Origin of the sequence: Streptomyces sp. NPDC096311 (assembly GCF_044763085.1) — a bacterium.
Classification (GTDB): domain Bacteria; phylum Actinomycetota; class Actinomycetes; order Streptomycetales; family Streptomycetaceae; genus Streptomyces.
The window spans coordinates 139,897-165,183 of sequence record NZ_JBIWFN010000011.1 but is presented as its reverse complement, the minus strand read 5'-3'; the positions used below and the strand labels follow the sequence as shown (position 1 = coordinate 165,183).

At 70.3% G+C, this 25,287-nt stretch carries 27 protein-coding genes; 11 read left to right on the top strand and 16 right to left on the bottom strand.

Annotated features, from left to right (window positions below; genetic code table 11):
* Positions 1-109: 109 nt before the first annotated feature.
* The 4 genes from ACIRA5_RS27600 to ACIRA5_RS27585 form a co-directional block, all read right to left on the bottom strand.
* Positions 110-940, bottom strand: a complete 831-nt coding sequence (locus tag ACIRA5_RS27600) for a MetQ/NlpA family ABC transporter substrate-binding protein (protein WP_403694785.1) — start codon at positions 938-940, stop codon at positions 110-112.
* 100 nt (positions 941-1,040) lie between these two features.
* A complete protein-coding gene (locus tag ACIRA5_RS27595; protein WP_054230614.1) occupies positions 1,041-1,778 on the bottom strand; it encodes a methionine ABC transporter permease in 738 nt (245 codons plus the stop codon).
* Positions 1,775-2,818: a methionine ABC transporter ATP-binding protein gene (locus ACIRA5_RS27590; protein WP_403694782.1), complete on the bottom strand. Its 1,044-nt coding sequence runs from the start codon at positions 2,816-2,818 to the stop codon at positions 1,775-1,777. Before ACIRA5_RS27590 ends, ACIRA5_RS27595 begins: the two co-directional genes overlap by 4 nt.
* Positions 2,819-3,192: 374 nt before the next feature.
* Entirely contained in the window at positions 3,193-3,840 is a 648-nt protein-coding gene (locus tag ACIRA5_RS27585; protein ID WP_352047943.1) for an HAD family hydrolase, read from the bottom strand.
* A 68-nt stretch (positions 3,841-3,908) separates the two neighbouring features.
* Between ACIRA5_RS27585 and ACIRA5_RS27580 the strand changes: the two genes are divergently transcribed.
* Entirely contained in the window at positions 3,909-4,268 is a 360-nt protein-coding gene (locus ACIRA5_RS27580; protein ID WP_099923735.1) for a hypothetical protein, read from the top strand.
* A gap of 100 nt (positions 4,269-4,368) precedes the next feature.
* Complete coding sequence (locus tag ACIRA5_RS27575) at positions 4,369-4,743, top strand: hypothetical protein (protein ID WP_403695158.1); 375 nt, start codon at positions 4,369-4,371, stop codon at positions 4,741-4,743.
* A 43-nt stretch (positions 4,744-4,786) separates the two neighbouring features.
* Here ACIRA5_RS27575 and ACIRA5_RS27570 read toward each other — a convergent pair whose 3' ends face one another.
* The 4 genes from ACIRA5_RS27570 to ACIRA5_RS27555 form a co-directional block, all read right to left on the bottom strand.
* On the bottom strand, positions 4,787-5,290 hold the full coding sequence (locus ACIRA5_RS27570) for a GNAT family N-acetyltransferase (RefSeq protein ID WP_095855737.1): 504 nt from the start codon (positions 5,288-5,290) through the stop codon (positions 4,787-4,789).
* A gap of 46 nt (positions 5,291-5,336) precedes the next feature.
* Complete coding sequence (locus tag ACIRA5_RS27565) at positions 5,337-5,843, bottom strand: sigma-70 family RNA polymerase sigma factor (RefSeq protein WP_403694777.1); 507 nt, start codon at positions 5,841-5,843, stop codon at positions 5,337-5,339.
* Positions 5,844-5,916: 73 nt separating this feature from the next.
* A complete protein-coding gene (locus ACIRA5_RS27560) occupies positions 5,917-7,119 on the bottom strand; it encodes a glycerophosphodiester phosphodiesterase (protein ID WP_403694774.1) in 1,203 nt (400 codons plus the stop codon).
* Between the two features lie 198 nt (positions 7,120-7,317).
* Positions 7,318-7,557, bottom strand: a complete 240-nt coding sequence (locus tag ACIRA5_RS27555; RefSeq protein ID WP_403694772.1) for a hypothetical protein — start codon at positions 7,555-7,557, stop codon at positions 7,318-7,320.
* 290 nt (positions 7,558-7,847) lie between these two features.
* Between ACIRA5_RS27555 and ACIRA5_RS27550 the strand changes: the two genes are divergently transcribed.
* Positions 7,848-8,519, top strand: coding sequence for a lysophospholipid acyltransferase family protein (locus ACIRA5_RS27550; protein WP_351698901.1), 672 nt, complete (start codon positions 7,848-7,850; stop codon positions 8,517-8,519).
* 84 nt (positions 8,520-8,603) lie between these two features.
* Here ACIRA5_RS27550 and ACIRA5_RS27545 read toward each other — a convergent pair whose 3' ends face one another.
* The 5 genes from ACIRA5_RS27545 to ACIRA5_RS27525 all read right to left on the bottom strand — a co-directional run bounded on the left by ACIRA5_RS27545 (position 8,604) and on the right by ACIRA5_RS27525 (position 14,639).
* Positions 8,604-10,127: an MFS transporter gene (locus ACIRA5_RS27545; RefSeq protein ID WP_403694769.1), complete on the bottom strand. Its 1,524-nt coding sequence runs from the start codon at positions 10,125-10,127 to the stop codon at positions 8,604-8,606.
* Between the two features lie 2 nt (positions 10,128-10,129).
* A complete protein-coding gene (locus tag ACIRA5_RS27540) occupies positions 10,130-10,675 on the bottom strand; it encodes a TetR/AcrR family transcriptional regulator (protein ID WP_180293076.1) in 546 nt (181 codons plus the stop codon).
* A gap of 107 nt (positions 10,676-10,782) precedes the next feature.
* Positions 10,783-11,754 (bottom strand): aldo/keto reductase, encoded by a 972-nt coding sequence (locus tag ACIRA5_RS27535; protein WP_403694766.1) that lies wholly within the window; start codon positions 11,752-11,754, stop codon positions 10,783-10,785.
* A gap of 155 nt (positions 11,755-11,909) precedes the next feature.
* The gene (gene argH / locus ACIRA5_RS27530) at positions 11,910-13,337 is read right to left on the bottom strand and encodes an argininosuccinate lyase (RefSeq protein ID WP_403694763.1); all 1,428 of its coding nucleotides are present in this window, start codon (positions 13,335-13,337) and stop codon (positions 11,910-11,912) included.
* 108 nt (positions 13,338-13,445) lie between these two features.
* Positions 13,446-14,639, bottom strand: coding sequence for an argininosuccinate synthase (locus ACIRA5_RS27525; RefSeq protein ID WP_352047951.1), 1,194 nt, complete (start codon positions 14,637-14,639; stop codon positions 13,446-13,448).
* A gap of 308 nt (positions 14,640-14,947) precedes the next feature.
* On the opposite strand from ACIRA5_RS27525, the gene ACIRA5_RS27520 reads away from it, so the two are divergent.
* The 3 genes from ACIRA5_RS27520 to ACIRA5_RS27510 all read left to right on the top strand — a co-directional run bounded on the left by ACIRA5_RS27520 (position 14,948) and on the right by ACIRA5_RS27510 (position 17,229).
* Complete coding sequence (locus ACIRA5_RS27520; RefSeq protein WP_403694760.1) at positions 14,948-15,814, top strand: hypothetical protein; 867 nt, start codon at positions 14,948-14,950, stop codon at positions 15,812-15,814.
* 134 nt (positions 15,815-15,948) lie between these two features.
* Positions 15,949-16,536, top strand: a complete 588-nt coding sequence (locus tag ACIRA5_RS27515; RefSeq protein WP_403694758.1) for a pyridoxamine 5'-phosphate oxidase family protein — start codon at positions 15,949-15,951, stop codon at positions 16,534-16,536.
* Between the two features lie 3 nt (positions 16,537-16,539).
* Positions 16,540-17,229 (top strand): L,D-transpeptidase, encoded by a 690-nt coding sequence (locus ACIRA5_RS27510; protein WP_403694756.1) that lies wholly within the window; start codon positions 16,540-16,542, stop codon positions 17,227-17,229.
* On the opposite strand, the gene ACIRA5_RS27505 is transcribed toward ACIRA5_RS27510, so the two are convergent.
* Together ACIRA5_RS27505 and ACIRA5_RS27500 are read right to left on the bottom strand one after the other, a co-directional pair.
* Positions 17,226-18,746 carry a sensor histidine kinase gene (locus tag ACIRA5_RS27505; RefSeq protein WP_403694753.1) on the bottom strand — a complete coding sequence of 507 codons (1,521 nt, stop codon included), beginning with the start codon at positions 18,744-18,746 and terminating at the stop codon, positions 17,226-17,228. The two genes, ACIRA5_RS27510 and ACIRA5_RS27505, sit on opposite strands and share 4 nt — an antisense overlap.
* Positions 18,743-19,495, bottom strand: a complete 753-nt coding sequence (locus ACIRA5_RS27500; RefSeq protein WP_190169750.1) for a response regulator transcription factor — start codon at positions 19,493-19,495, stop codon at positions 18,743-18,745. Before ACIRA5_RS27500 ends, ACIRA5_RS27505 begins: the two co-directional genes overlap by 4 nt.
* A gap of 184 nt (positions 19,496-19,679) precedes the next feature.
* Here ACIRA5_RS27500 and ACIRA5_RS27495 point away from each other — a divergent pair, with 184 nt between their 5' ends.
* The 5 genes from ACIRA5_RS27495 (at position 19,680) to ACIRA5_RS27475 (ending at position 24,647) form a co-directional block, all read left to right on the top strand.
* On the top strand, positions 19,680-21,050 hold the full coding sequence (locus ACIRA5_RS27495; protein WP_403694750.1) for a ferric reductase-like transmembrane domain-containing protein: 1,371 nt from the start codon (positions 19,680-19,682) through the stop codon (positions 21,048-21,050).
* Positions 21,051-21,057: 7 nt separating this feature from the next.
* A complete protein-coding gene (locus ACIRA5_RS27490; RefSeq protein ID WP_403694747.1) occupies positions 21,058-21,561 on the top strand; it encodes an FMN-binding protein in 504 nt (167 codons plus the stop codon).
* An 81-nt stretch (positions 21,562-21,642) separates the two neighbouring features.
* Positions 21,643-23,022, top strand: coding sequence for a ferric reductase-like transmembrane domain-containing protein (locus ACIRA5_RS27485; RefSeq protein ID WP_403694745.1), 1,380 nt, complete (start codon positions 21,643-21,645; stop codon positions 23,020-23,022).
* 19 nt (positions 23,023-23,041) lie between these two features.
* Positions 23,042-23,866 carry an FMN-binding protein gene (locus ACIRA5_RS27480; protein ID WP_403694743.1) on the top strand — a complete coding sequence of 275 codons (825 nt, stop codon included), beginning with the start codon at positions 23,042-23,044 and terminating at the stop codon, positions 23,864-23,866.
* A gap of 43 nt (positions 23,867-23,909) precedes the next feature.
* Complete coding sequence (locus ACIRA5_RS27475) at positions 23,910-24,647, top strand: FAD:protein FMN transferase (RefSeq protein ID WP_403695155.1); 738 nt, start codon at positions 23,910-23,912, stop codon at positions 24,645-24,647.
* 96 nt (positions 24,648-24,743) lie between these two features.
* Here the strand turns inward: ACIRA5_RS27475 and ACIRA5_RS27470 are convergent, their stop codons facing one another.
* A complete protein-coding gene (locus ACIRA5_RS27470; RefSeq protein ID WP_101406180.1) occupies positions 24,744-25,280 on the bottom strand; it encodes an arginine repressor in 537 nt (178 codons plus the stop codon).
* Positions 25,281-25,287: the final 7 nt, after the last annotated feature.

Here is a 25,287-nt window from a genome sequence, read left to right as displayed (position 1 = left end):
AACTGCCCAGCATGCAGCATGAGGCCACCGAACTGCACCACGGGGTCCACTCCGAGTGATGGAGTGGACCCCGTACGGTGACCCGGCCGGAACGACGGGATGACCGAAACTAGAACGACGGGATGACCGAACCGGCGTACTTGTCCTCGATGAACTTCTTGACCTCGGGCGAGGTCAGGAGCTTGGCAAGCTTCTTCACCCGCGGGTCGCTCTCGTTGCCCTTCTTGACGGCCAGGAAGTTGCCGTAGGGGTTGTTCGTCGCGGACTCCAGGAAGAGCGCGTCCTTGGCCGGCTTGAGGCCGGACGAGATGGCGTAGTTGCCGTTGATCACCGCGGCGTCGACATCGTCGAGGGAGCGCGGGGTCTGGGCCGCCTCCAGCTCCTTGAACGTGAGGTTCTTCGGGTTCTTCGCGATGTCCTGGGTGGTCGCGCTGTTGCCCGCGCCGGCCTTGAGCGTGATGAGCCCCTTGGAGGCGAGCAGCTTGAGCGCCCGCGCCTCGTTGACGGTGTCGTTCGGGACGGCCACCGTCGCACCGCTCTTGAGCTCGTCGGTCTTCTTGATCTTGTGGGAGTAGAGACCGAGCGGTTCCAGGTGGACCGTGACGACGGGCACGATGTGGGTGCCGTTCTTCTTGTTGAAGTCGTCGAGGTACGGCTGGTTCTGGAAGTAGTTGGCGCCGACGGACCCGTCCTCGGTCGCCGTGTTCGGCGTGACGTAGTCCGTGAACTCCTTGACCTGGAGGTCGAGTCCGGCCTTCTTCGCCAGGTTGTCCTTGATGTAGTCGAGGATCTCGGCGTGCGGGGTGGGGCTCGCGGCCACGACCAGCGGACCGCTGGTGTCGGAGGCGCTGCTGCTCTTGTCCGAGCCACAGGCGGAGAGGCCGAGGGTGAGGGCTCCGGCGGCGAGGACTGCGGTGGTGATCTTGGCGGTGTTACGCACGAAAAGTGCCTTTCCTTAAGGGTGGAGCGACCCCGCGGTGGGTGGTTACGGGGAAATCTGCGGGTGGGGGGAGAGAACCGGAGAGGGGGTACGGGCGGCCTCAGGCGACCTTGCCGACCTCCGCGGTGGCGGGCTCCTTGGCCTTCAGCAGCCGCAGCTTCGGGGCGGCGCCGGAGTGGCCGCCGCGCCGGTGCAGCGTGCGGGCCGCGTAGTCGCCCGCGAACTGGATGAGGGAGATGACGACCGCGAGGATCGCCACGGTGATCCACATGAGTCCGGTCTCGAAGCGCTGGTAGCCGTAGCGGATGGCGATGTCGCCGAGCCCGCCGGCGCCGACGGTGCCGGCCATCGCGGAGTAGCCGATGAGGGCGACGATCGTGGTGGTCGCGGAGGAGATCAGCGACGGCAGCGACTCCGGTACGAGCACCTTGCGCACGACGGTCCAGGTGTTGCCGCCCATCGACTGCACGGCCTCGACGAGACCGCCGTCCACTTCGCGGACCGCCGTCTCGACCAGGCGCGCGAAGAAGGGGATCGCGCCGACGGCGAGCGGCACGATCGCCGCCTCGCGTCCGATGGTCGTTCCCGTGATCGTGCGCGTGAAGTTCATCAGCGCGACCATCAGGATGATGAAAGGCAGCGAGCGGGCGATGTTCACGACCTGCCCGATGACCTTGTTCACGACGACGTTCTGCAGGAGTCCGCCGCGGTCGGTCAGGACGAGCAGAACGCCGAGCGGCAGACCGCCGACGACCGCGATCAGCGTGGACCAGCCGACCATGTAGAGCGTGTCCCAACACGCCTGGGACAGCAGGGGCTGCATCTCCGACCAGGTCACTTGGCACCGTCCTTGACGAGCACGGGCTGCTGGCCCTGGATGTCGATCTGCAGGCCCTGCTCGCGCAGGAATCCGATCGGCACGACGTTCTCCTCGTAGCGGCCGGGCAGTTCGATGCGCATCCGGCCGACCTGCTTGCCGGCGACGGTGTCCATCGCGGCGCCGAGGATCGAGATGTCGATGTTGTACGTGCGCGAGAGCTGCGAGATGACGGGCTGGGTGGCGGCGTCGCCGTGGAAGGTGACGTCGATGACGGTGCGGTCGTCGCCGGACGGCTCGCCGCTCACCGGGAAGAGCGCACCGGCGAGTTCGGAGCCGGGGGTCGCGAGCAGCTCGCTGACGGTGCCGGACTCGACGATGCGGCCCTGCTCCATGAGCGCGGCCGAGTCGCAGACCGTCTTGACCACGTCCATCTCGTGGGTGATGAGCAGGACCGTCAGGCCCAGCTGCCGGTTCAGGTCGCGCAGCAGCTGGAGGATGGAGCGGGTGGTCTCCGGGTCGAGGGCGCTGGTGGCCTCGTCGGAGAGCAGCACCTTGGGGTCGCCGGCCAGGGCGCGGGCGATGCCGACGCGCTGCTTCTGGCCGCCGGACAGCTGGGCGGGGTAGGCCTTGGCCTTGTCGGAGAGACCGACCAGGTCGAGCAGCCCGAGCGCCTTGGAGGATCGTTCCTTCCCCGACAGGCCAAGGATTTCGAGCGGCAGCTCGACGTTGTCCTGGACGGTGCGCGAGGACAGCAGATTGAAGTGCTGGAAGACCATGCCGATACGGCTGCGGGCCTGGCGGAGCTCCTTGCCCGCGCGCGGGCCGCGGCCGACGAGCGCGGTGAGGTCCTGGCCGGCGACGGTGACCGTGCCGGCGGTGGGACGCTCCAGGAGGTTGACGCAGCGGATGAGGGAGGACTTGCCGGCGCCGGACTGGCCGATGACGCCGTACACCTCGCCTTCACGGACGTGCAGATCGACGCCGTCGAGGGCGGTCACTTCACGGCTGTGCGAGCGGTGGGCCCGATAGATTTTCGTGAGGCCCGTTGTCGTGATCACTGGGGGTTTCCGTCACTGTCGAGTGCGGGGCGCGGGTGTGCGCCGGCACGGGTGCATTCGGTCGGGAACGCGACACGGTTCTCGCGGTGGCGATGGAACCGGATGAATCCGGGGAGAACATGCGCGCGGGGCGGCGCCACTCACGTACGGGGTACGGACAGGGCGCGGCGGTCTCGCTTCGGGGCGCGAGACGGGGCGGTGGTGCGGGGGCCCTCTAGAAGGCGCACATTCGACACATACAACGAGCACCGGGCGTCATGGTCGCCTCGGTCGCAAGGATGCGGCTGCTCGTCGTGGTCATGGGATCAAGTAAAGCAGACGTACAGGCGGGACCCGGAACCGCTGTCCGCATTGCGGACAGCGGTGGACACCTCTCAGCCGCGGGTGGAGATCTCCACTCCCCCGTCGATGACCAGTGCGGACAGGGCCGAGAGGTCCTTCACCACGAGGTCCGCGTCCAGCTCGGACGCCTCGTGGGTTGTGGCCAACGCCACGGTGGTCATCCCGGCGGCGCGGCCTGCCTGCAAGCCCGCCGGGGCGTCCTCGAAGACGACGCAGCGGGCCGGGTCGACGCCCAGTTCACGGGCGGCTAGGAGGTAGGGCTCGGGGTCGGGCTTGCCGCGGGTGATGTCGTCGGCGGAGATCAGCGTCTTGGGCCGGATACCGACCTCGACGAGCCGGGCCTCGGCCAGACGCCGGGTGGCGGAGGTGACGACGGCCCAGCGGTCGGCCGGCAGCGAGTCGAGGAACGCCGCGGTGCCGGGGAGCAGAAGCACGCCGCCGGGGACGTCTTCGACCTCCAGCAGTTCGATGCGCGCGAGCGCCTCGGGGACGAGGTCGGCGGGCAGCAGGTCGGCGGCTATCTCGACGGCGGGGCGGCCGTGCAGTTCGATCCGGGCGAAGTCGTCCGCGGTGATCCCGTACTCGCGCGCCCATTGGGTCCAGCACCGGTTCACCGACTCGAGGGATGAGACGAGCGTCCCGTCGTTGTCGAACAGCAGGGCATCAGCGTGGATCTTCATGCCCTCGACCCTACGGGCAGCCCGGGGGCGAGGGCATCGGGCCTTTTGGCCCGTAATAGGGTCACGGCATGCTTGATGCCCTGACGGTCGCGACCGCCGTCGCCGCGCTCGCGCTCGCCGCCTGGTGCGGCTGGGCCGCCTACCGTGATCAGCCCACCAAGGACTGGCACTTCATCGGCATGGCCGTGGTGACCCTGCTGGCCGTGATCCAGTTGGTGGTCGGCATCGTCCAGCTGGCGCGCGGCGAGAAGCCCGACCAGGGCACGACGATCTTCGTGGCGTATCTGCTCGGTGCCTTCGCGTGCATTCCGGCCGCGGGCTTCATGTCGCTGGCGGAGCGCACCCGCTGGGGATCGATCACGGTGGCGGCCGGCGGTGTCGTCCTCGCCGTACTGGAGGTGCGGCTCTATGACATCTGGGGAGGCTGAGATGACGGCCACGGAGGAGAACGGGACCGCGCCTGGGGAGAATGAGGAGAGCCGGGAGATTCCGGAGAAGAAGCGCACCCGGCTGATCAGCGGCCCCGGCATGCTGCTGCTCTGGCTGTACGGCGTGATGGTCGTCGGCGCCGTGTCGCGCTCCGCCGTCCAGATCTCGACGGAGTTCGACAAGGCCCCGCTCGCCTACTCGCTGTCGGCGGTCGCGGGCCTCGTCTACGGCTTCATCACGTACTCACTCGTGCGCGGCGGCGAAACGGCCCGCAGGGCGACGCTGGTGTGCTGCGCCGCCGAGCTCGTGGGCGTGCTGACCGTCGGGACCTGGACGCTGGTCGAGCCGTCCGCCTTCCCCGACGCCACCGTGTGGTCGGACTACGGGATCGGCTATCTGTTCATCCCGGTGCTGCTGCCGCTGTCGGCCATGTACTGGTTGCGCAAGGCGCGTACGGCCGACCGGTCGGCGTAGCTCGGGCCGTAGCCGTCGCTCGGGCCCGGAACACGGGTGCCGGTCAGGCGCTGGTCACGAACGCGCCCGTGTCGGCGCCCTTCTGCAGGGTCACCAGGGTGAGCCGCTCATCGACGCGCTCCGTGGAGACCTGCGCGTAGCCGTGCTTGCGGTACATCCGCAGGTTGCGGTCGCTGCGGTGGCCGGTGAAGAGCTGGAACGACTTGGCCGCGCCGTCCGTCGCGAGCTTGGCCTCGATCGCGGCGAGCAGTCGCCCGCCCAGGCCGTGGCGCTGCATGCGCGGATGGACGATGAGCTTGTTGATGCGCGCCGTGCCGTCCGGGTCCACGGCCCCTCGCACCGAGGCCACCACCTCTTCGCCCAGCCTGGCCACCAGGACCGTACCGTCCGCCAACTCCGCCCTGAGGGAGTCGAGCGGCTGAGTGAGCGGCTCGATGCCGTAGTCCCCGTACAGCTCAGCCTCGCTCTGGTAGCAGAGGTACTGCAGCTTGAGGATCTGCTCTGCGTCCTGCTCGGTCGCCGCCGAGATGGTCACGCTCATGCCCATGTGTGCATGCCTCCCGCTCACCTGTTCCACCGGTCGTCCCCCACTCCTATCCCCGTGGTGCGCGGGCCGCAACCACCGGGGAGAGCAATCGACGCAGACATCCCAGGCATCTGGAACGTTCCGGACCCAGACTGCCCTGTGAGATACCCAACTCGCCTGCGATCTCCCGATAGGTGAGGTCCTTCGGGGAGAGCAGTGCCGCCATCAGGCCGGGGCAGCGGCCCGGAAGCCGGCGGACCGCGTCGTGCAGGGCGCGCCGGCTGTCGGCGGTCAACACCTGCTGTTCGGGGTCCGGCCCGCTCTCGTCGGCGGGCTCGGAGACGTACGGCCGTTCGTACCGGGCCGTACGTCGGGTGCGGCGGACCTCGGAGCGCACGGCGCGGCGCAACCAGCTCTGCGGGTCGACGGGCGGCCCGTCCGAGTCGAGGCGCTCCAGGAGGCGCAGCCAGACGGCCTGTTCGAGGTCGCTCGGTTCGGTCCCGGACGCCAAGCCTTCCGCCGAGGCCTCGGCGGCGAGCAGCGGACGCAGGGTGGAAACCATCTCGTGGGTCATATGCGGCGGGACGCCGCCGCCCCGGCACGGGGTTGCCGGGGCGGGGGACTGTCACCCCATCGGGGCGAGTGGATCATCCGTTGACGAAGTCCTCGCGGGCGAGCAGCGCGGTGTCCGCGTTGTCCGAGAAAACGCCGTCGATGCCGGTGGCGAAGTAGGTCCTGAAGGCGCCGAAGGCGTCGCCGTAGGCGTTCGGGTCGGTGCCCTGCCGGAAGTTCGCGGGCAGGAAGGTGTTCTCGTTGCGCATGGTGTACGGGTGCAGGATCAGGCCCGCGCGGTGCGCGTCGGCGACCAGCGTGGTCGGCGTGGTGAGGGCGCCGTTCGCGTCCTTGGGGATGACCAGGTCGAGCGTGGGTCCGATGCCCTGCGCGTACGAGGCGATCCACTTCAGGCCCTCGGGCTTGACGAGGTCGGCGACGGTGCGCGGGTCGCCCGTCGTGACGAAGTCCCAGGGGCGGGTGTTGGCGGCCGAGAGCAGCACGACGAGCGGGTTGCCGACCAGCTTGTCGAGGCGCTGGATGCTGGTCGGCTCGAAGGACTGGATGATGACCGGTGAGTTCTTCTTGTCCTTGCCGTGCTTGCGGAGCACCTTGGCGAGGCGCTCCTCCAGGCCGAGGCCCAGCGCCCGGAAGTAGGTGGGGTGCTTGGTCTCGGGGTAGATCCAGACCTGCTTGCCGCGCTTGAGGGTCTGCTCGTCCTGCCAGTGGAGCACCTCTTCGAAGGTGGGGATCTCCCAGCGGCCGTTGTAGAGCGTGTTGTGCGGGCGGTTGGCGGGGATGCGCTCGACGGCCCGCAGGGTCTTCAGCTCGGCGAGGGTGAAGTCCTCGGTGAACCAGCCCGTGGTGGGGACGCCATCGAGAGTCTTGGTGGTCTTGCGGTCGGCGAACTCGGGGTGCGCCGAAACGTCGGTGGTGCCGCCGATCTCCGGCTCGTGCCGGCAGACGAGGTGGCCGTCCTTGGTGGGCACCAGGTCACCGGCCTCGACGACGTCGGCGCCCATGTCGAGAGCCAGCTGGTACGAGCCGAAGGTGTGCTCGGGCCGGTAGCCGCTGGCGCCCCGGTGCCCGATGACGGTCGGCTTCGGAAGGCTCTTGTAGCCGCCGCCGTGCCCGCCGCTCCCGTGCCGCTCGTCGGCTCTCGCCGCACCCGGCAGCCCGAGGACCGCTCCGCCCGCGCCGAGCACCGCGGCCCCGAGCAGCGCGCGTCGCGCCGTGCCCCGGTCCTGCCCGTTCGGCTCCCGCGACTCCGGTGTCCCCTGCGTCTCCTGCGTCCCCATGAGCGCTCCTCCCGCCGTAACCGCCCCGTACCTGTCAAAGCGGGTCGATCGTAGGTTCCCTTCCGTGACGGGAGGGAGACCTGCGGCGGAACACGTGGGTGCCACTGGATGGCGTACGGAACAGCTGTACGAAACAAGGGGGCTGGCGGTCCGTCAGTTTCGGAGTGACGGTGGTGGGTACGCGGTCCAAGTACGCGGTCAGAGGTTCCCGATTCCGGGGTCCCGGTCCCGGGCGGCGCTGACGGCCCCGGAGTCGCTGACATGCTGGGCCGCGTGGGCGCGGCGACGGGCGTCGCGCAGGCCCCTGGTCGCCTGCGCCTCGATCCGCGCCGAGTCGGGGCCGTCGTAGACGCGGCGGCGGTCCCTGCGGATCAGGACCACCGCGGCACTCCCGAAGATCAGGACCAAGGCGGCGAGCGCCACGATCATGAATCCCATCGACCCCCCGTTCCATCCGTTCGACTCGGGCGAGGCGTACGACCCGGTCGAACGGTGCGACTCGTTCGGCGAACCTGTGCAACTCGTCCGGCGTGGCGGCCGAAGCCGTCGCGAGATACGTCACATGCTTCCGTCCGTGTGACGAACGCGCAACAGCCCGCCACCTCAGGTAAACATTGGTCAACAGTCCGTATCCAGTCGGTGAACCCGATGTGCAATCACCGGGGGGCCGCGAGTATCGTCCTCACCTGCACATACTTCATACCGATCCCTTGACACCGGAGGGCCCGTTGTCCCGCTTCGCGCTCATCAAGGCAGTGCTCGGACCGATCATGCGCCTGATGTTCCGCCCACGGGTGGAAGGCGTGGAGCACATCCCGGGCGACGGCCCCGTCATCCTGGCCGGCAACCACCTCACGTTCATCGACTCGATGATCCTGCCCCTGGTCTGCGACCGGCAGGTGCTCTTCATCGGCAAGGACGAGTACGTCACCGGCAAGGGGTTCAAGGGCCGCCTCATGGCCTGGTTCTTCACCGGCGTCGGCATGATCCCGGTGGACCGGGACGGCGCCAACGGTGGTGTCGCGGCGCTGATGACCGGCCGTCGCGTTCTGGAGGAGGGCAAGGTCTTCGGCATCTATCCGGAGGGCACCCGCTCCCCCGACGGCCGGCTCTACCGCGGCCGCACCGGTATCGCCCGCCTCACCCTGATGACCGGCGCCCCGGTCGTCCCGTTCGCGATGATCGGCACGGACAAGTTGCAGCCCGGCGGTGCGGGGATGCCGCGGCCGGGCCGCGTCACGGTCCGCTTCGGTGAGGCGATGGAGTTCTCGCGGTACGAAGGCATGGACCGTGACCGGTATGTGCTGCGCGCCGTGACCGACTCCGTGATGACCGAGGTCATGCGGTTGTCGGGTCAGGAGTACGTGGACATGTACGCCACGAAGGCGAAGGCCGCATAGCGCCTCCGGCGGTTCGACCGTATCTCGGGTGCGGGTGCGTCGTGGCTTGTCGCGCAGTTCCCCGCACCCCTGCGGGGCGCCTGCCTAGACCCCGGATTCCAGTTTCTGGCCTCTCAGCAGGAACCATGCCGCTGCCGCTGTGGCGAGCAGTACCGCCGCTCCGATGCCGGACGCCAGCGCCAGGCCGTCCACGAAGGATGTGCGCGCCGCGGTCAGCAGGGCATCCGCGGTGTGGGTGGGCAGGGTTGCCGCCGCCTCCACCGCGCCGCCCAGGGACTCGTGGGCCCCTGCCGGGGTGCCCGCGGGGCCGGTGAAGCCCGCGTAGACGCCGGTGACGATGGAGCCGAGCAGGGCGATGCCGAGGGCGGCGCCGAGCTCGTACGCCGTCTCGGAGACCGCGGACGCGGCGCCGGCCTGCTCCTTGGGCACGCTGGAGAGGATCACGTCGGCGGTGACGGTGAACGAGAAGCCCGCGCCGACGCCGACGATCAGAAGCGCCGAGCCGAGCACCGAGTAACCGGTGGACTGGTTCAACAGGGTGAGCACACCGAGCGCGAGGCCCACGGCGGCGAGACCACCGGAGACCACGGCACGGACCGAATAGCGGCGCGCGGCCGAGCCCGCGATCAGGCCCGCTCCCACCGCGCCGATGGCGGCGGGCAGTTCGGCGAGCCCCGCCTGGAACGGCGGCCTGCCCTGCACGAGTTGCAGGTACTGGGACAGAAAGAAAACCAGTCCGGACAGGCCGAAGACGGTCAGCAGGTCGGCGAGCACCGCCGCTGAGAAGCCCCGGTTGCGAAACAGCCGCATGTCCAGCAGCGGTACGGGCATCGCGAGTTGACGGCGTACGAAGCCGTAGAGGGCCCCGGCGCCGAGCGCGCCGACGGCCATCGGCTCCCAGGTGAACCCGTGTGTGGCGGCCTCCTTCACCGCGTACACGATGCCGATCATGCCGACCAGGGAGAGCACGACGCTGGCCAGGTCCCAGGGGCCGGGGTTCGGGTTGCGGGACTCGGGCAGCAGCTTGATGCCGACGGGGACGAGGATCAGCATCACGGGCACGTTGATGAGGAAGACCGAACCCCACCAGAAGTGTTCGAGCAGAAAGCCACCGACGACGGGCCCGACCGCCGTACCGGCGGAGGCCGTGGCGCCCCAGATGCCGATGGCGAGGCTGCGTTCGCGCGGGTCGTGGAAGAGGTTGCGGATGAGGGCGAGCGTGGCGGGCATCAGGGTCGCGCCCGCGACTCCGAGCAGCGCCCGCGCCAGGATCATCATCTCGGGGGTCGTCGCGTACGCGTTGAGCACCGATATCGCGCCGAACGCCGTGGCGCCCATCAGCAGCAGCTTCTTGCGGCCGATGCGGTCGCCGAGGCTGCCCATCGAGACGAGCAGACCGGCGATGACGAACGAGTAGACGTCACCGATCCACAGGAGTTGGGTACCGGAGGGCTTGAGGTCCTCGCTGATGTAAGGGGTCGCGAGACCGAGCACGGTCGCGTCGACGGCCACCAACAGCACGGCGAGGACGAGGACGCAGAGCGCGAGCCAACGGCCCGGACGCTTCTCCACCTCCGCCGTCAACGCCCGCTGCAGGGTGCTGGTCATGATCACTCTCTCCGTAGTGCGCCGCCGAGCAGCAGCTCGACGATCATGTAGTGGAAGTCCTTGGCGGCGACGCGGCCCTCGGTCACGGCCCACGCGCCCGAGGCCATCAGCCCGTAGAGCGCCTCGGTGAGCCAGGCGGGGCTGAGGTCGATGCGGAACTCGCCGCCCTCCTGGCCGCGCCGGAACAGGGCGGCCATCCGGGCATCGAGCCGGGCCCAGCCCTCGTTCTGCCCCTCGCCCTCGAACAGTTGGTTCTCGGTGTAGAGGAAGGCGAGCAGCCCGGCCACGCGTTCGAGCTCCTTCACCAGGCGACGCAGGGCCTCCTGAGCGGTGCCCTCGTCGAGGCGGGTGGCATCGAGTGCCGCCTCGCACTCCTCGATACCGAGGGCCTCCAGCGCCCGGACGAGCGCGTCCCGTCCGGCGAACTGGCGGTGCAGCGTGGCCCGGCTGATCCCGGCCGCCCTGGCGACCTCGTCCATGGTGGCGGTGGACTTACGGGTGAGCAGGGCGGCTGCGCTGCGCAGCACGTGGTCACGGTCGACGGCCATGAGACAACAGTACCCCATGTGAGACATGTTTGTCTCATCAGGAGCGCGCGAGCCTCACCCGTGCCCTACTATGTCAGCTTTTGCGGCGCGCGGGATTTCCGCTGCGGTCAGTGCCAGGGCAGCTGCCCGCGCCGCTCCCAGTACACGTCCGGGTCCTCCGCGAGTGGCGCGAGGCGGGTCAGCTGGTCCTCGCCCAGGTCGACGACCGCCGCGTGCAGGTTCGAGGCGAGCTGGGCGGAGGTGGCCGCACCCGAGAGGACGACTCCGGCCCAGGGCTGCCGCAGGATCAGCGCGAGGGCGACGGCGTCGGCGCCGAGGCCGGTCTCCTCGGCGATCGCCCGTACCGCGTCCGGCGCGTGCTCGGCGGCCAGGCGGCCGTTGGCCATGCCCTCCTTGACGATCACCGTGAGCCCGGCGTCGTGCGCCTCGGCGAGGGCGGGAGCCGCCGAGGTCTCCAGGACGTTGTACGTGGACTGGACGGTACGGAAGAGGGGCTCGCCGTCGACCGTCACGGCCAGCGCGGCGCGGATGGCCTCGGCCTGGGCGGGTCCGCTCGTGGAGAAGCCGACCGAAAGGCCCTGGGCGGCCGCCTCGGCGAGTTTCGCGTGGAGTTCCTTGTCGGTGAGGGCCGGACTGTCCGGGGTCACCGAGTGGATCTGGTAGAGGTCGAGCCGGTCACCCAGCAGCGCGGCGGTCTCGGCGCGCTGTCGCTCGTACATGGCGAGGGTGTGGTCCTTGACCTCGTGCTTCTCGGCGTCCGTGGTCCAGTCCGCGGTGTAGGTGTAGCCCCACTTGCTGCCGATGACCACGTCGTCGACGTCCGGCCGGCTCTTCAGCCAGTCGGCGAGGAACTCCTCCGAACGGCCGTAGGAGCGGGCCGCGTCGAAGTAGCGCACGCCCTGCGCGTAGGCGGCGTCCAGGAGTTCGTGGGTGCGGGCGCGCAGCGTTTCGACGCTGCGATCCTCTCCGAGGTCATGGTCTCGGCCGAGGTTGATGTAACCCGGGCGGCCCACGGCGGCGAGGCCCAGGCCGATGTGGCAGGTGGGCGTCGTGGCGGTCGCGAGACGGGCGAAGGGCATCGCGGGCTCCGTTCGGTCGGCTCCGGTGCGGCTCCTGACCAACGTAACCCGCGATGACCTTCGCCTCAGAGCTCCGCGGGCGCGGTGATGTGGCGAGTTCGGGATTGCGGGGGTTGCTCACGCGGTTCCCCCACGCCCCTTTCGGGGCGCTTCCCTTACCGCTTGGCCGTGGCCCACGCGTGCTGGGCCGCCACGTCCGTCTTCACCTCGGCGAGCTGGACGGCGACCGCGCTGGGTGCCGTACCGCCGCGGCCGTCGCGGGAGGCGAGGGCACCCGGGACGTTCAGGACGGAGCGCACCTCGGGGGTGAGATGGGCCGAGATCTTCGCGAACTGCTCGTCGGTGAGGTCGTTCAGCTCCTTGCCGTCGGCCTCCGCGACCTTGACACACTCGCCGGCGACCTCGTGGGCGACACGGAACGGCACGCCCTGCTTGACCAGCCACTCGGCGATGTCCGTGGCGAGCGAGAAACCGGCCGGGGCCAGCTCCTCCATGCGCTCCCGGTGCACGGTCAGCGTGGCCATCATGCCGGTGAAGGCCGGGAGCAGGACCTCGAGCTGGTCGATGGAGTCGAAGACCGGCTCCTTGTCCTCCTGGAGGTCGCGGTTGTACGCGAGCGGAAGCGCCTTGAGTGTCGCCATCAGGCCCGTCAGGTTGCCGATCAGGCGGCCCGACTTGCCGCGCGCCAGCTCCGCGATGTCCGGGTTCTTCTTCTGCGGCATGATCGACGAGCCGGTGGAGAAGGCGTCGTGCAGGGTGACGAAGGAGAACTCCTTCGTGTTCCAGATGATGACCTCCTCGGCGATCCGGGAGAGGTTCACGCCGATCATCGCGGTGATGAAGGCGAACTCCGCCACGAAGTCACGGGAGGCCGTGCCGTCGATGGAGTTCGCGACGGAGCCGTGCTCGAAGCCGAGGTCCCTCGCCACCGCCTCCGGGTCCAGGCCGAGGCTGCTGCCCGCGAGCGCGCCGGAGCCGTACGGCGAGACCGCCGTCCGCTCGTCCCACTGGCGCAGCCGCTCCGCGTCCCGGGACAGGGGCTGGACATGAGCCAGGACATGGTGGGCGAAGAGCACCGGCTGGGCGTGCTGGAGGTGCGTACGGCCGGGCATCGCCACGTCCGGGTGCGCCTCCGCGAGGCCGATCAGCGCGTCCTGGAGGTCGGCGATCAGACCGCCGATCGTACGGGCGTGGTCGCGCAGGCACATGCGGAAGAGTGTCGCGACCTGGTCGTTCCGGGAGCGGCCCGCGCGCAGCTTGCCGCCGAGGTCGGGGCCGATTCGCTCGATCAGGCCGCGCTCCAGGGCCGAATGGACGTCCTCGTCGGCGATCGTGCCGACGAAGGAGCCGTCGGCGACGTCCACTTCGAGCCGGTCGAGGCCCGCGAGCATCCCGGTCAGCTCGTCGTCGTCAAGGAGGTGCGCCTTGTGCAGCACGCGCGCGTGGGCGCGCGAACCGGCGATGTCGTACGGCGCGAGCCGCCAGTCGAAGTGGACGGACGCGGACAGCTTCGCCAGCGCCTCGGCGGGACCGTCGGCGAAACGGCCGCCCCAGAGCCGGACGTCACCGCTGTTGCTGCTCACTTGCGTTGCTCCTCGGAAGGTCTGGATGGCCGCCGCCTCCCCACCCGTGAGTGAGGAGGCGGCTGTCAGGCTAGTGCGTGAGGGGTCAACCTCGTCGAACGCGAGCCGTTACGCGAGGTCCCGCTTCGCGGCGATCTTCGACGACAGGCTGTAGATGTCGATGAAGCCCTTGGCGGCGGCCTGGTCGAACGTGTCGCCCGTGTCGTACGTCGCCAGGTCGAAGTCGTAGAGCGAGGTCTCGGAGCGCCGTCCGGTGACGACCGCGCGGCCGCCGTGCAGGGTCATCCGGATGTCGCCGTTGACGTGCTGGTTGGCCTCGTCGATGAAGCCGTCCAGGGCGCGCTTGAGCGGGGAGAACCACTGACCGTCGTAGACCAGTTCGCCCCAGCGCTGCTCGACCTGCCGCTTGTAGCGGGCGAGTTCACGCTCGACGGTGACGTTCTCCAGCTCCTGGTGGGCCGTGATGAGCGCGATCGCACCCGGGGCCTCGTACACCTCGCGGGACTTGATGCCCACGAGCCGGTCCTCGACCATGTCGATCCGGCCGACGCCCTGGCCGCCGGCGCGCTCGTTGAGCTGCTGGATGGCCTGCAGGACGGTGACGGGCCTGCCGTCGATGGCGACCGGGACGCCCTCCTTGAAGGAGATGACGACCTCGTCGGCCTCACGGGCCTCGGCCGGGTTCGAGGTGTACTCGTAGATGTCCTCGATCGGCGCGTTCCAGATGTCCTCCAAAAAGCCCGTCTCGACCGCGCGCCCGAAGACGTTCTGGTCGATGGAGTACGGGGACTTCTTGGTGGTGGCGATCGGGAGGTTCTTCTGCTCGCAGAAGGCGATCGCCTTGTCACGGGTCATCGCGTAGTCGCGGACCGGGGCGATGCACTTGAGGCCGGGGGCGAGGGCGACGATGCCGGCCTCGAACCGCACCTGGTCGTTGCCCTTGCCGGTGCAGCCGTGGGCGACCGTGGTGGCGCCGTGCTTCTGGGCGGCGGCGACGAGGTGCTTGACGATGGTCGGCCGGGAGAGGGCCGACACGAGCGGATAGCGGTCCATGTAGAGGGCGTTGGCCTTGATCGCCGGGAGGCAGTACTCCTCGGCGAACTCGTCCTTGGCGTCCGCGACCTCGGCCTCGACGGCACCGCAGGCGAGGGCGCGCTTGCGGATGACGTCCAGGTCCTCGCCGCCCTGACCGACGTCGACCGCGACGGCGATGACCTCGGCGCCCGTCTCCTCGGCGATCCAGCCGATGGCGACGGAGGTGTCCAGACCGCCTGAGTAGGCGAGTACGACGCGCTCGGTCACGGGTTTCTCCTCACACTGCATGCGCTGTTATGCATGAGTATGCAGCGCTCCGCATGATTCGTCAATCTCGGGTCGCCCTCGAAGGGGTCATGGAGAACCCTGATCGAAAATGTCTGAGGGTGTTTGAACGAAGGAACGCGCTTTCTCGTACCTCTCCCCGAACGCAGGCGCCGCGTTTTTGTACACCGAGGTTTTTGTACGCAGAGGTTTTGCCGCCGAGGTCTTCGCGGACCGAGGCGCGACGAGCAACGGACCGCCCGGACGACCACCGGACGGTCCCCCACCCCCGAACCGAGTGAGGCTTCCGCATGTCCAGGGCCCTTCCGAAGTACAACAAGCGCCGCGTCCTGATGATCGGCGGCACCGCCGCGGTGGTGCTCTCCGGAGCCGTGATCGCCGGCAACGCCTTGGCCGGGGAGACGTCCAAGAGCAGCACGAACGCCACCACCAAGGCCGCGACCTCCCCGGGCACGGTGAACTGCCCGGCCGTCGCGCCGAGCCTGCCCGCGATCCCCGCCTCCGCGCAGGCCGAGGTCACCCGCAACCTCACCCTCCTGGACACCCAGATCGCCGAGGCCAACAAGCGGCTCGTCGACACCGTCGGCCAGGGCGGCCCCAACTTCGTCCAGAACGCGATCCTCGGCCCCCTCAAGGACAAGCGGGTGGCGACGATCAACCGCATCGCCACCGCGATCGGCCGCACCGCGGCCAAGCCCACGGGTCTCGACTCGCTCGCGCCCTGCACCCTGAACGCGAACGGCGTGAACGCGGGCGGCGCCGCGGCCACCGCGACCCCGAGCGCGACGGCCACCCAGCAGGCCGGCAACGCGGGGAACACCGGAAACACGGGCGCCACGGGTAACACCGGCAGCACCACCGCCGCCGGCACCATCACCTGCCCGGACGTCGCGTCGAAGCTGCCCGCGATCCCCGCCACCGCGCAGGCCGAGGTCACCCGCAACCTGACGCTCCTGAACACCCAGATCACCGAGGCGAACACCCGCCTCGCGAACACCGTCGGCCAGGGCGGACCGAACTTCGTGCAGAACGCGATCCTCGGCCCCCTCGCGGACAAGCGGAAGTCGACCATCGACCGCATCGCCATCTCCATCGGCCGTACCGCGGCCAAGCCCACGGGTCTGGACTCCCTCGCGACCTGCACGCTCAACAAGTGACGTCTTCCGTGGCCGCCGCGCCCCGTCTGCCGACCGGGGCGCGGCGGTCACGGATCCGTCCGCCGCACGAACCCATGCCCCGGATGGGTGAATTCCTTAGACAGGCGAATGGTCTTGCCCAATAATCATTAGACATGGGAAAGACTTATGAGCGCATAGACGGCAGGCTGCGTTCGTTCATCGAGGCGCAGCCCCTCTTCTTCACCGCGACCGCACCCCTGTCAGGGGATGGCACGGTCAACCTCTCCCCCAAGGGCCTCACGGGCTCGTTCGTCGTCCTCGACGAACTCACCGTCGCCTACCTGGACTTCGCCGGCAGCAACGCGGAGACGATCGCGCATCTCCGGGAGAACGGCCGGATCACCCTCATGTGGTGCGCCTTCCAGGGCCCGCCGAACATCGTCCGGGTGCACGGCCACGGCGAGCCCGTCTTCCGCGACGACCCCCGCTTCGCGGATCTGCTCACGCACTTCCCGGGCATCGACCCGACCCCGCACGGCCTGCGCGCGATCATCGTCGTGACCGCCGAACTCGTCCGGGACACCTGCGGATACGCGGTGCCCTTCATGTCGTACGAAGCGGACCGCGACCTGCACGGCAAGCGCTTCGCGCGCGAGGACGACGCCTCGCTGAGCGAGTACTTCACCAAGAAGGACCACGTGGCGACAAGCCTGGACAGCCTGCCCGGGCTGCCGCTCCCGCTGCCTCCCCGTACGGTCTGAGCCATGCGCCTCGCAGCCGCCGCCCTCGCGTCCGCGTCCCTGCTCGCCCTGGCCCCGAGCGATCCGCCCAGCCTCCCCGAGCAGATGGCGGACACCGGTGGCGGCAGCCAGCTGATCACGGCACAGGCGCCCCGCGAGGGCTCGACGTCGGGCACGCTCACCTGGTGGGACCGGCGGAAGGGGCGCTGGGTGAAGGCCGGTTCGGCGGCGGCGCGCTTCGGGACGAAGGGGCTGGTGGAGGGGGGCTCACGCAAGCAGGGATCGCACACGACACCCACGGGGCTGTACGACCTTCCGTTCGCCTTCGGGATCAAGGCCGCGCCGGCCGGTACCACGGTTGTCTACCGGCGGGTGCGGGAGGAGTCCTGGTGGTGCGAGGACAACGACTCCCGTTCCTACAACCGGTGGACCGAGTCGCGGCCGGCCGACTGCCGTGCGTCCGAGTCCGAGCATCTGATCGCGTACGAGACGCAGTACGCGTACGCGCTGGTCGTGGGATTCAACTACGAGCGGCCCGTGCGGGGGCGCGGGGCGGGAATCTTCCTGCACGTCGACGGGGCCGGGGCGACGGCTGGCTGTGTGTCGGTGCCGCAGGAGGCGATGCGGCGGATTATCGCGTGGGTCGATCCCGCGCGGGGGCCGCGTATCGCGATCGGGACGGTGAGCGGGGCGACTGCGATCACCCGCTACTAGAGCCTGTCCGGCCGATCATGCCGCAGACGCGGGGCGCCCAGTCGAACCGTGAACGTGGTCGCCCCCGGACGGCTCTCCAGCCCGACCTTGCCGCCGTGGGCCTCCACCACGGCCGCCACGATGGACAGGCCGAGGCCCGCGCCACCGCCCGCTCCACCGGTGCGGCGGCGATCGGCTCGGGTGAAGCGTTCGAAGACGCCGGGCTGGACGTCCTGCGGGACTCCCGGGCCGTCGTCGTGGACCGTCAGGACCGCCGTTTCGGCGTCGGTCTCCAGGGACACCGTGACCTTGGTCCCGACGGGCGTGTGCCAACGGGCGTTGGCCAACAGGTTGGCCAACACCTGTTGGAGGCGGTGGGCGTCGCCCGTCACCGTGACCGGTTCCTCCGGGAGTTCCAGCGTCCAGCGGTGGTCGGGCCCCGCGGCGCGGGCGTCGGTGACCGAGTCGAGGACGAGGTGGGTGAGGTCGACGGGAAGGCGCTCCAACGGGCGGCCCGCGTCGAGGCGGGCGAGCAGGAGCAGGTCGTCGACCATCTCGCCCATCCGCGCCGACTCGGCGACGATGCGTTCGAGGGCCCGGGTGACCTTGGGCGGCACCGGGTCCGGGTGCAGCAGCGCCAGCTCGGCGTGGCCGCGGACCGAGGCGACCGGCGTGCGCAGCTCATGGCTGGCGTCGGCCGCGAAGCTGCGCAGCCGTTCCTCGCTCGCGTGCCGCTTGGTCAGGGCGTCCTCGACATGGCCGAGCATCCGGTTGAAGGCGCCGGCGAGGCGGCCCACCTCGCTGCGCGGGTCCTGATCCGGCGCACGCGGCGGCAGCGCCACCTCACCGCTGGCGAGCGGCAGCTCGCTGACGCGGGTCGCGGTCGCGGCGACCCGGCTCAGTGGGCGCAGCGACCAGCGCACCCACAGGGCTCCGGCGATTCCGGCGACCACGAGGGCCAGGCCGAAGACGCAGGCCGCGACCAGTTCCAGGCGGTGCACGGCGGCCCGGACCGGTTCCCTCGGCAGCCCGGTGACCAGGACGTCGCCGTCCCGTCCGCGCACCGCCAGCACGCGGTAGTCGCCGAGTGCCGACAGGCAGACGGTGTGGGCGCGGCCGTCGGTGGGGATCCCGGCCAGGGTCTGCCGGTCGGAGGTGGTCAGGGACACGTTCAGGTCGGTGATGTTCTGGCCGGAGGGCACGACGGCCGCGTTGGTGACGTCCCGGCCGACCAGCCGCGCACCGAAGGTGCCGGTGCCCTGCCGCCGGGTGTCGCCGTTCTCGTCGCCGTCATGGTCCGACGGTTTGACGGTGCCGTGCTCCAGGCTCGCGGGGAACCGTACCCCCACGTCGTGCAGCTGCTGGTCGAGGCGGCCGGTGAGGAAGCCGTTCAGTTCGTACACCGCGGCCCCCCCGACAGCGGCGCAGCTGACGGCGAGCAGCACCAGGAGCCCGGCGGTGAGGCGGGCCCGCATCGTGCGCGGGAGCGGCAGCCGACGTACGACCGTCCGCGCCCGTGACCACCGGCGCCGGCTCATCGTCCGGCCACCGGCTTGATCACGTACCCGGCGCCCCGCACCGTGTGGATCATGGGCTCGCGGCCCGCGTCCACCTTTTTGCGCAGGTAGGAGATGTACAGCTCCACGACATGGGCCTGGCCGCCGAAGTCGTAGGACCAGACGCGGTCGAGGATCTGCGCCTTGCTGAGCACCCGGCGCGGGTTGCGCATCAGGAAGCGCAGCAGTTCGAACTCGGTCGGCGACAGCTCGACCAGCTCGCCGCCCCGGGTCACCTCGCGGGCCTCCTCGTCCATCACGAGGTCGCCGACAGTCAGGCGCGGGCCCTCGTCCAGTTGCCGGGCCATGCCCGCGCGGCGCAGCAGGCCGCGCAGCCGGGCGACGACCTCCTCCAGGCTGAACGGCTTGGTCACGTAGTCGTCGCCGCCCGCGGTGATGCCCGCGATGCGGTCCTCGACGGCGTCCCGCGCGGTGAGGAAGAGCACACAGACCTCGGGGTGCACGGTGTGCAGGGTGCGCAGCACGGCGAAGCCGTCGGTGTCCGGGAGCATCACGTCGAGGACGACGGCGTCCGGCATCAGCTCGCGTGCCTCGGTGACGGCCGAGGCCCCGTCGCCCGCCGTCCGGACCTCCCAGCCCTCGTAGCGCAGGGCGCCGGAGAGCACCTCGGCCAGGTCGGGATCGTCGTCGACGACGAGGACGCGTACGGGGGTGCCGTCGGGGCGGGTGAGCGCGGGCAGGCCGGTGCCTCGGGAGCGGGGAGTGTTCATGTCGTCTTCCAGGATCGCCCCTCGCCGGAGCCGGCAGCGCCCCTCCCGCCTCTGAGTTTCCTCTGAGTGGGCCGCGTGCGCCGCTCTGCGTTTCCTGTGAATCCGCGACGAGGGCGCCCATTCAGAGGCGGCTCAGAAGTTGCCGCAGCACAGTTTCCTCCCGGACAGCCGGAAGGACGGACATATGACCACGGTGTACGAGCGGACAGCGGTCCCTCGCCCGTCTCGCGGACGCGGACGACCGCGCCCCTCGCCCGCCGGGCCCCTGCTGGCCCTGCTGTGGGCCGGGGCCGGCGCGGTCGTCGCCCTGTGGTGGTACGACACGCGGTCGGTGGTGGGCCTCGCCGGGTGGCTGACGGACGCCGGGCGGATCGCCGGGCTGCTGTGCGGCTACGGCTGCGCGGTGCTCGTGGCGCTGATGGCCCGGGTGCCCCTGCTGGAGCGGCGGATCGGCTCCGACCGGGTGGCCCGCTGGCACGCCATGGCCGGCCGGTACACGGTCAGCCTGCTGGTGGCTCATGTCACGCTGATCCTGTTCGGGTACGCCGCCCAGGACGGGTCGGGCATCGTGCACGAGACGCTGAGCGTGGTGTTCGACTATCCAGACATGCTCAAGGCCACGACCGGCACGCTCATCCTCTTCGCGGTCGGGATCACCTCGGCGCGCGCGGCCCGCCGCCGGATCAGCCACGAGTTCTGGTACTACCTGCACCTGCTGACGTACGTGGCCGTGTTCCTCACCTTCTTCCACCAGCTCGCGCTGGGCTCGGACTTCGTCGGCGACACCGCCGCCCGGGCCGCCTGGTACGTGCTCTACCTGGGCACGGCAGCGCTGGTGGTGTGGTTCAGGCTGCTCGTCCCGGTGCGGCTCAACCTGCGCCACAAGCTGCGCGTGGAGTCCGTGCACCGCGAGACGCGCGGAGTCTTCTCCCTCGTCGTACGCGGGGAACGGCTGGACGAGCTGAACGCCCAGGCAGGGCAGTTCTTCCGCTGGCGGTTCCTCTCGGACGGGATGCGGTGGACCTCGACGCCGTACTCGCTGTCGGCGCCCCCGCGCCCCGACCGGATGCGGATCACCGTGAAGGCGCTCGGCGACCACAGTGCCGCCGTGGGGCTGCTGCGGCCCGGTACCCGGGTGTGGGCGGAGGGTCCCTACGGCGCGCTGACCGCCGAGCGGCACTCCGGACGCAAGGCGCTGCTGATCGCCGGCGGCGTCGGCATCACACCGCTGCGCGCCCTGTTCGAGACGCTGCCCGGCGGGCCCGGCGAGGTGACGCTGCTCTACCGGGCGAGCACGGCCGAGGACCTCGCGCTCGGCGCCGAACTGGAGGCGATAGCGCGGTGGCGCGGGGCGCGCGTCCTGTACGCGGTCAACGGCGCCGACGGGACACGTCCGCGGTTCACCGCCGATTCCCTGCGGGCCTCCGTACCCGGTCTCGCCGGGCACGACGTCTATCTGTGCGGTCCGCCCGCCATGGCGCGGGACCTGTACGGGGCGCTGCGCGCGGCCGGGGTCCCCGACCGCCGCATCCACCACGAGTCGTTCGAGCTGTGAGGTCACCGTGCACGCCCTGAAGAAGCACCGTCCGCTGCGCCGGGTGACGCTGGCGGCCGCCACCACCGTCACCGGTTTCGTCCTGCTGCTGTCGCTCAAGCCGCACACGGCGCCGACCGTCGCGCAGGCGACGTCGTCCGCCGGACAGTCACAGTCGCCGTCCCGGTCACCTGCCCCCGCAAGCTCTTCCGGAAGCTCCTCGGCAGGCTCGTCCGGGAGCACGAAGAGCACGGGCACCAAGACCGTCACCGGTGACACGGTCCAGACCCGCTGGGGCCCCGTCCAGGTGCGCGTCACACTGAAGAACGGCAAGATCACCGATGTGACCGCGATCTCCTATCCCTCGGACAACCCACGGGACCAGGAGATCAACAGTTACGCCCTTCCCCAGCTCAGGAGGGAGGCGCTGGCCGCGCAGAGCGCCCGGATCGACTCCGTCTCGGGGGCCACGTACACCAGCGACGGATACCAGCAGTCCCTCCAGTCGGCACTGGACTCGGCAGGCCTCTGAACGCACGGCCGTCGGGCGCCGTATCTCTGGGCCAGGGGCCTCTCCCCTAGCCCCGTCCCCACGGACGACCACGGAGGAACCGTGTCCACGATCGCCGGTGGCCGCGCCGCGCGGCGCCAGACCTTGCGCCGTATTCGCCCACGACGCTCCCCCGCCGTCCCACTGCTGCTCGCCGTCGGGGCGGGCGCGGCCGGGGTCATCTGGCTGTGGTGGAGCAACACCCCGTCCATCGCCGACGACAACAGCAAGATCCTCAACGCGGGCCGGATCACCGGGCTGCTCGCGGGGTATCTGATGGCGCTGGTGGTACTGCAGATGGCCCGGGTGCCCGCCCTGGAGCGCCGGGTGGGCTCGGACCGGGTGGCGCGCTGGCACGCCATGAGCGGCCGGTACATGATCTGTCTGGTGCTTGCGCACCTCGTGCTGATCATGTGGGGTTACGCGCTGCAGGCCGGCAAGAGCTTCGGCGACATCGTCCAGCAGACCATCGACTCGATCAACCAGCTGCCGGACATGGGCAAGGCGGCGATCGGCACCGGTCTGCTGTTCCTGATCGGCCTGCTCTCCATGGGCCCGGTGCGCCGCAGGATGGGCTACGACACCTGGTACCACATCCACCTGCTCACCTACGCCGCCGTCTTCCTGACGTTCTGGCACCAACTGTCCACGGGCAACGAGTTCGCCGTCGAGCCGACCGCCAAGACGGTCTGGTACGGGCTGTACGGGTCGGTGACGGCCCTGGTGATCTGGTACCGCATCCTCTCGCCGATCCGGCTGAACCTGAAGCACCGGATGCGGGTCGAGGCCGTGATCGAGGAGACCCCCGGGATCGTCTCGGTGCTGATCAGCGGGCGCAAGCTGCACCGCATAGGCGCCGAGGCCGGACAGTTCTTCCGCTGGCGCTTCCTGGCACCGGGCATGCGGCTCAGCTCACACCCGTACTCGCTGTCGGCGGCGCCCCGCCCCACCATGCTGCGCATCACGGTGAAGGCGATCGGCGACCACAGCTCGGCGCTGCGCGACCTGCGGCCCGGCACCCGGGTCTGGGCCGAGGGCCCGTACGGGGCGCTCACCGCGGGCAAGCGCAGCCGCGGCAAGGTGCTGCTGGTGGCGGGCGGGGTCGGCATCACTCCGATGCGGGCGCTGTTCGAGACGCTGCCCGGCGCGGCGGGCGACCTGACGCTGCTCTACCGGGCCAACACCACCCAGGACCTGGCCCTGTGGGACGAGCTGGCGGCGATCGCCGAGGAGCGCGGGGCCCGGCTGATGTACGCGGTGAACAGCCCCGAGGGCGAGCGCCCGGACATCTCGGCGGAGACGCTGAGCCGCAAGCTGCCGGACATCGACCGCCACGACGTCTTCATGTGCGGGCCGCCCGGCTTCGCGCAGCAGGTCTACGAAGCACTGCGCGGCGCGGGGGTCCCCGCCCGCCGCATCCATCACGAGTCGTTCGAGATGTGAGCGACGGGAGTCAGGAGCGATGAAGAAGAGCCACCCCTTGCGGCGTGTCGTGCTGGCCGGCGCCGCCACCGTGTCCGGAATCGTCCTGCTGCTGTCGCTGAAGCCCGCCTCCGATCCGGCGTCCGCGTCGGCACAGGGTGCCGCGCCCCAGCAGTCGGTGGCGGGTCAGGAGTCGCCCCAGGGCGGCAGCGCGCAGCAGTCGTCCACGGGGGCCCAGACGGTCACCGGCGATGTTGCGCAGACCCAGTACGGGCCGGTCCAGGTCCGTATCACCGTCAGCGGCGGAAAGATCACCAAGTCCGAGGTCGTCCAGATTCCCAGCGGCGGACGCAGCACCGAGGTCAGCAACGCCTCCGTGCCCAAGCTGAACCAGGAGGCCGTCGCCGCGGGCAGCGCGAACATCGACGCGGTGTCGGGTGCCAGCTACACGAGCGCCGGATACAAGAAGTCGCTGCAGTCGGCCCTCGACAAGGCCAGGGCGAGCGGCGGCGGTTCCTCGGGAGCCGCGGGATCGACCGGGTCCGCGGGTGCCGGTTCCGCCGGCTCCTCGTCCCAGGCGCCCGCCGCGCAGGCCAAGACGGTCACCGGAAGCGTCGCCCAGACCCAGTACGGGGCGGTCCAGGTCCGTATCACCGTCAGCGGCGGAAAGATCACCAAGTCGGAGGCCGTGCAGGCGCCCAAGGGCGGGCTGAGCGACCAGAAGACCGCGATGGCCGTGCCCAAGCTCAACCAGGAGGCGGTCGCGGCCGGGAACGCGAACATCGACGCCGTCTCCGGTGCCACCTACACCAGCACCGGTTACAAGCAGTCCCTGCAGTCGGCCCTGGACAAGGCCGGTGGCTGACCCGGACCAGGAGCCGCCCGCCCTGCGGCACGCGGAAGAGGTCATGGGCACCGTCTTCTCCTTCGACGTGCGCGGCGGCGAACCCGAGGCCGTGCGGACCGCGTTGGAGGAGGCGGTCACCCAACTCCACCGGGTGGACGAGGTGTTCAGCACCTATCGGGAGGACAGCCAGATCTCGCGCCTCGCGCGCGGGGAGCTGACGGTCGAGGAGTGCGATCCGGAGGTCGCCGAGGTGCTCGGCCTGTGTGCCGAGGCGGAGCGGGTCAGCGACGGCTGGTTCAGCTCGACGTACGAGGGCGGGCTCGATCCGACCGGGATCGTGAAGGGCTGGTCGACCGAGCGCGTGGCCCGTCACCTCGCGGCGGCCGGCGCGACCGGAGTCAGTGTGAACGGCGGCGGCGACGTCCAGCTGCTCGGCTCGCCCGGCACGCACCGCCCGTGGCGGGTCGGCGTCTCGGACCCGCTGCGTCCCGGTTCACTCGCGGCCGTGGTCTCCGCGGCCGGTGTCGACGAACTGTCGGTGGCCACCTCCGGCACCGCCGAGCGCGGCGCGCACATCGTCGACCCCCGCACCGGCCGCTCCGCGGTCACCGACCTGGTCGCCGTGACCGTGGTGGGTCCCCGCCTGACCTGGGTGGACGCCTGGGCGACAGCAGCTTTCGCGATGGGCTCCCGGGAGGGCCTGGCCTGGCTGGAGTCCCTCCCCGACATCGAGGCCTTACTGATCACGGCGGGAGACGAGGTGCGGTGCACGGGGGGCTTGGCTCAACGCCTGGGGTGAGGCTTTCAGGGGCGCGCGGAACCACACACGACCCGCACCCGAAGACGACAACGGAGGCGCACCCCGACCCGGGGTGCGCCTCCACCGTCGTACCGCTCAGTGATTGTTCTGAGCCAGCCGCAGCAAGTGATCGGCCAGAGCCTGGCCCCCGGTGGGATTCCGGCTGATCAACAGCAGCGTGTCGTCACCCGCGATCGTCCCGAGAATGTCCTGCAGCTCGGCCTGGTCGATGGCGGAGGCGAGAAACTGCGCCGCCCCCGGCGGGGTACGGAGAACCACGAGGTTCGCGGACGCCTCCGCGGAGATCAGCAGCTCCGCCGAGAGCCGCCGCATCCGCTCCTCCTTCGCCGACTCCCCCAGCGGCGCGCGCGGGGTGCGGAAACCGCCCTCGCTCGGCACCGCGTAGATGAGGTCGCCGTCGTTGTTGCGGATCTTCACCGCGTTCAGCTCGTCCAGGTCCCGGGAGAGCGTCGCCTGCGTGACGCTCAGCCCGTCGTCGGCGAGGAGCTTCGCCAACTGGCTCTGGGAGCGCACCGGTTGCCGGTTGAGGATGTCCACGATCCGGCGGTGGCGTGCGGTGCGGGTCTGCGGCACGGCAGGCCCGACGTGCTCGTGATCCTGCGCCTGACTCATCGTCGTC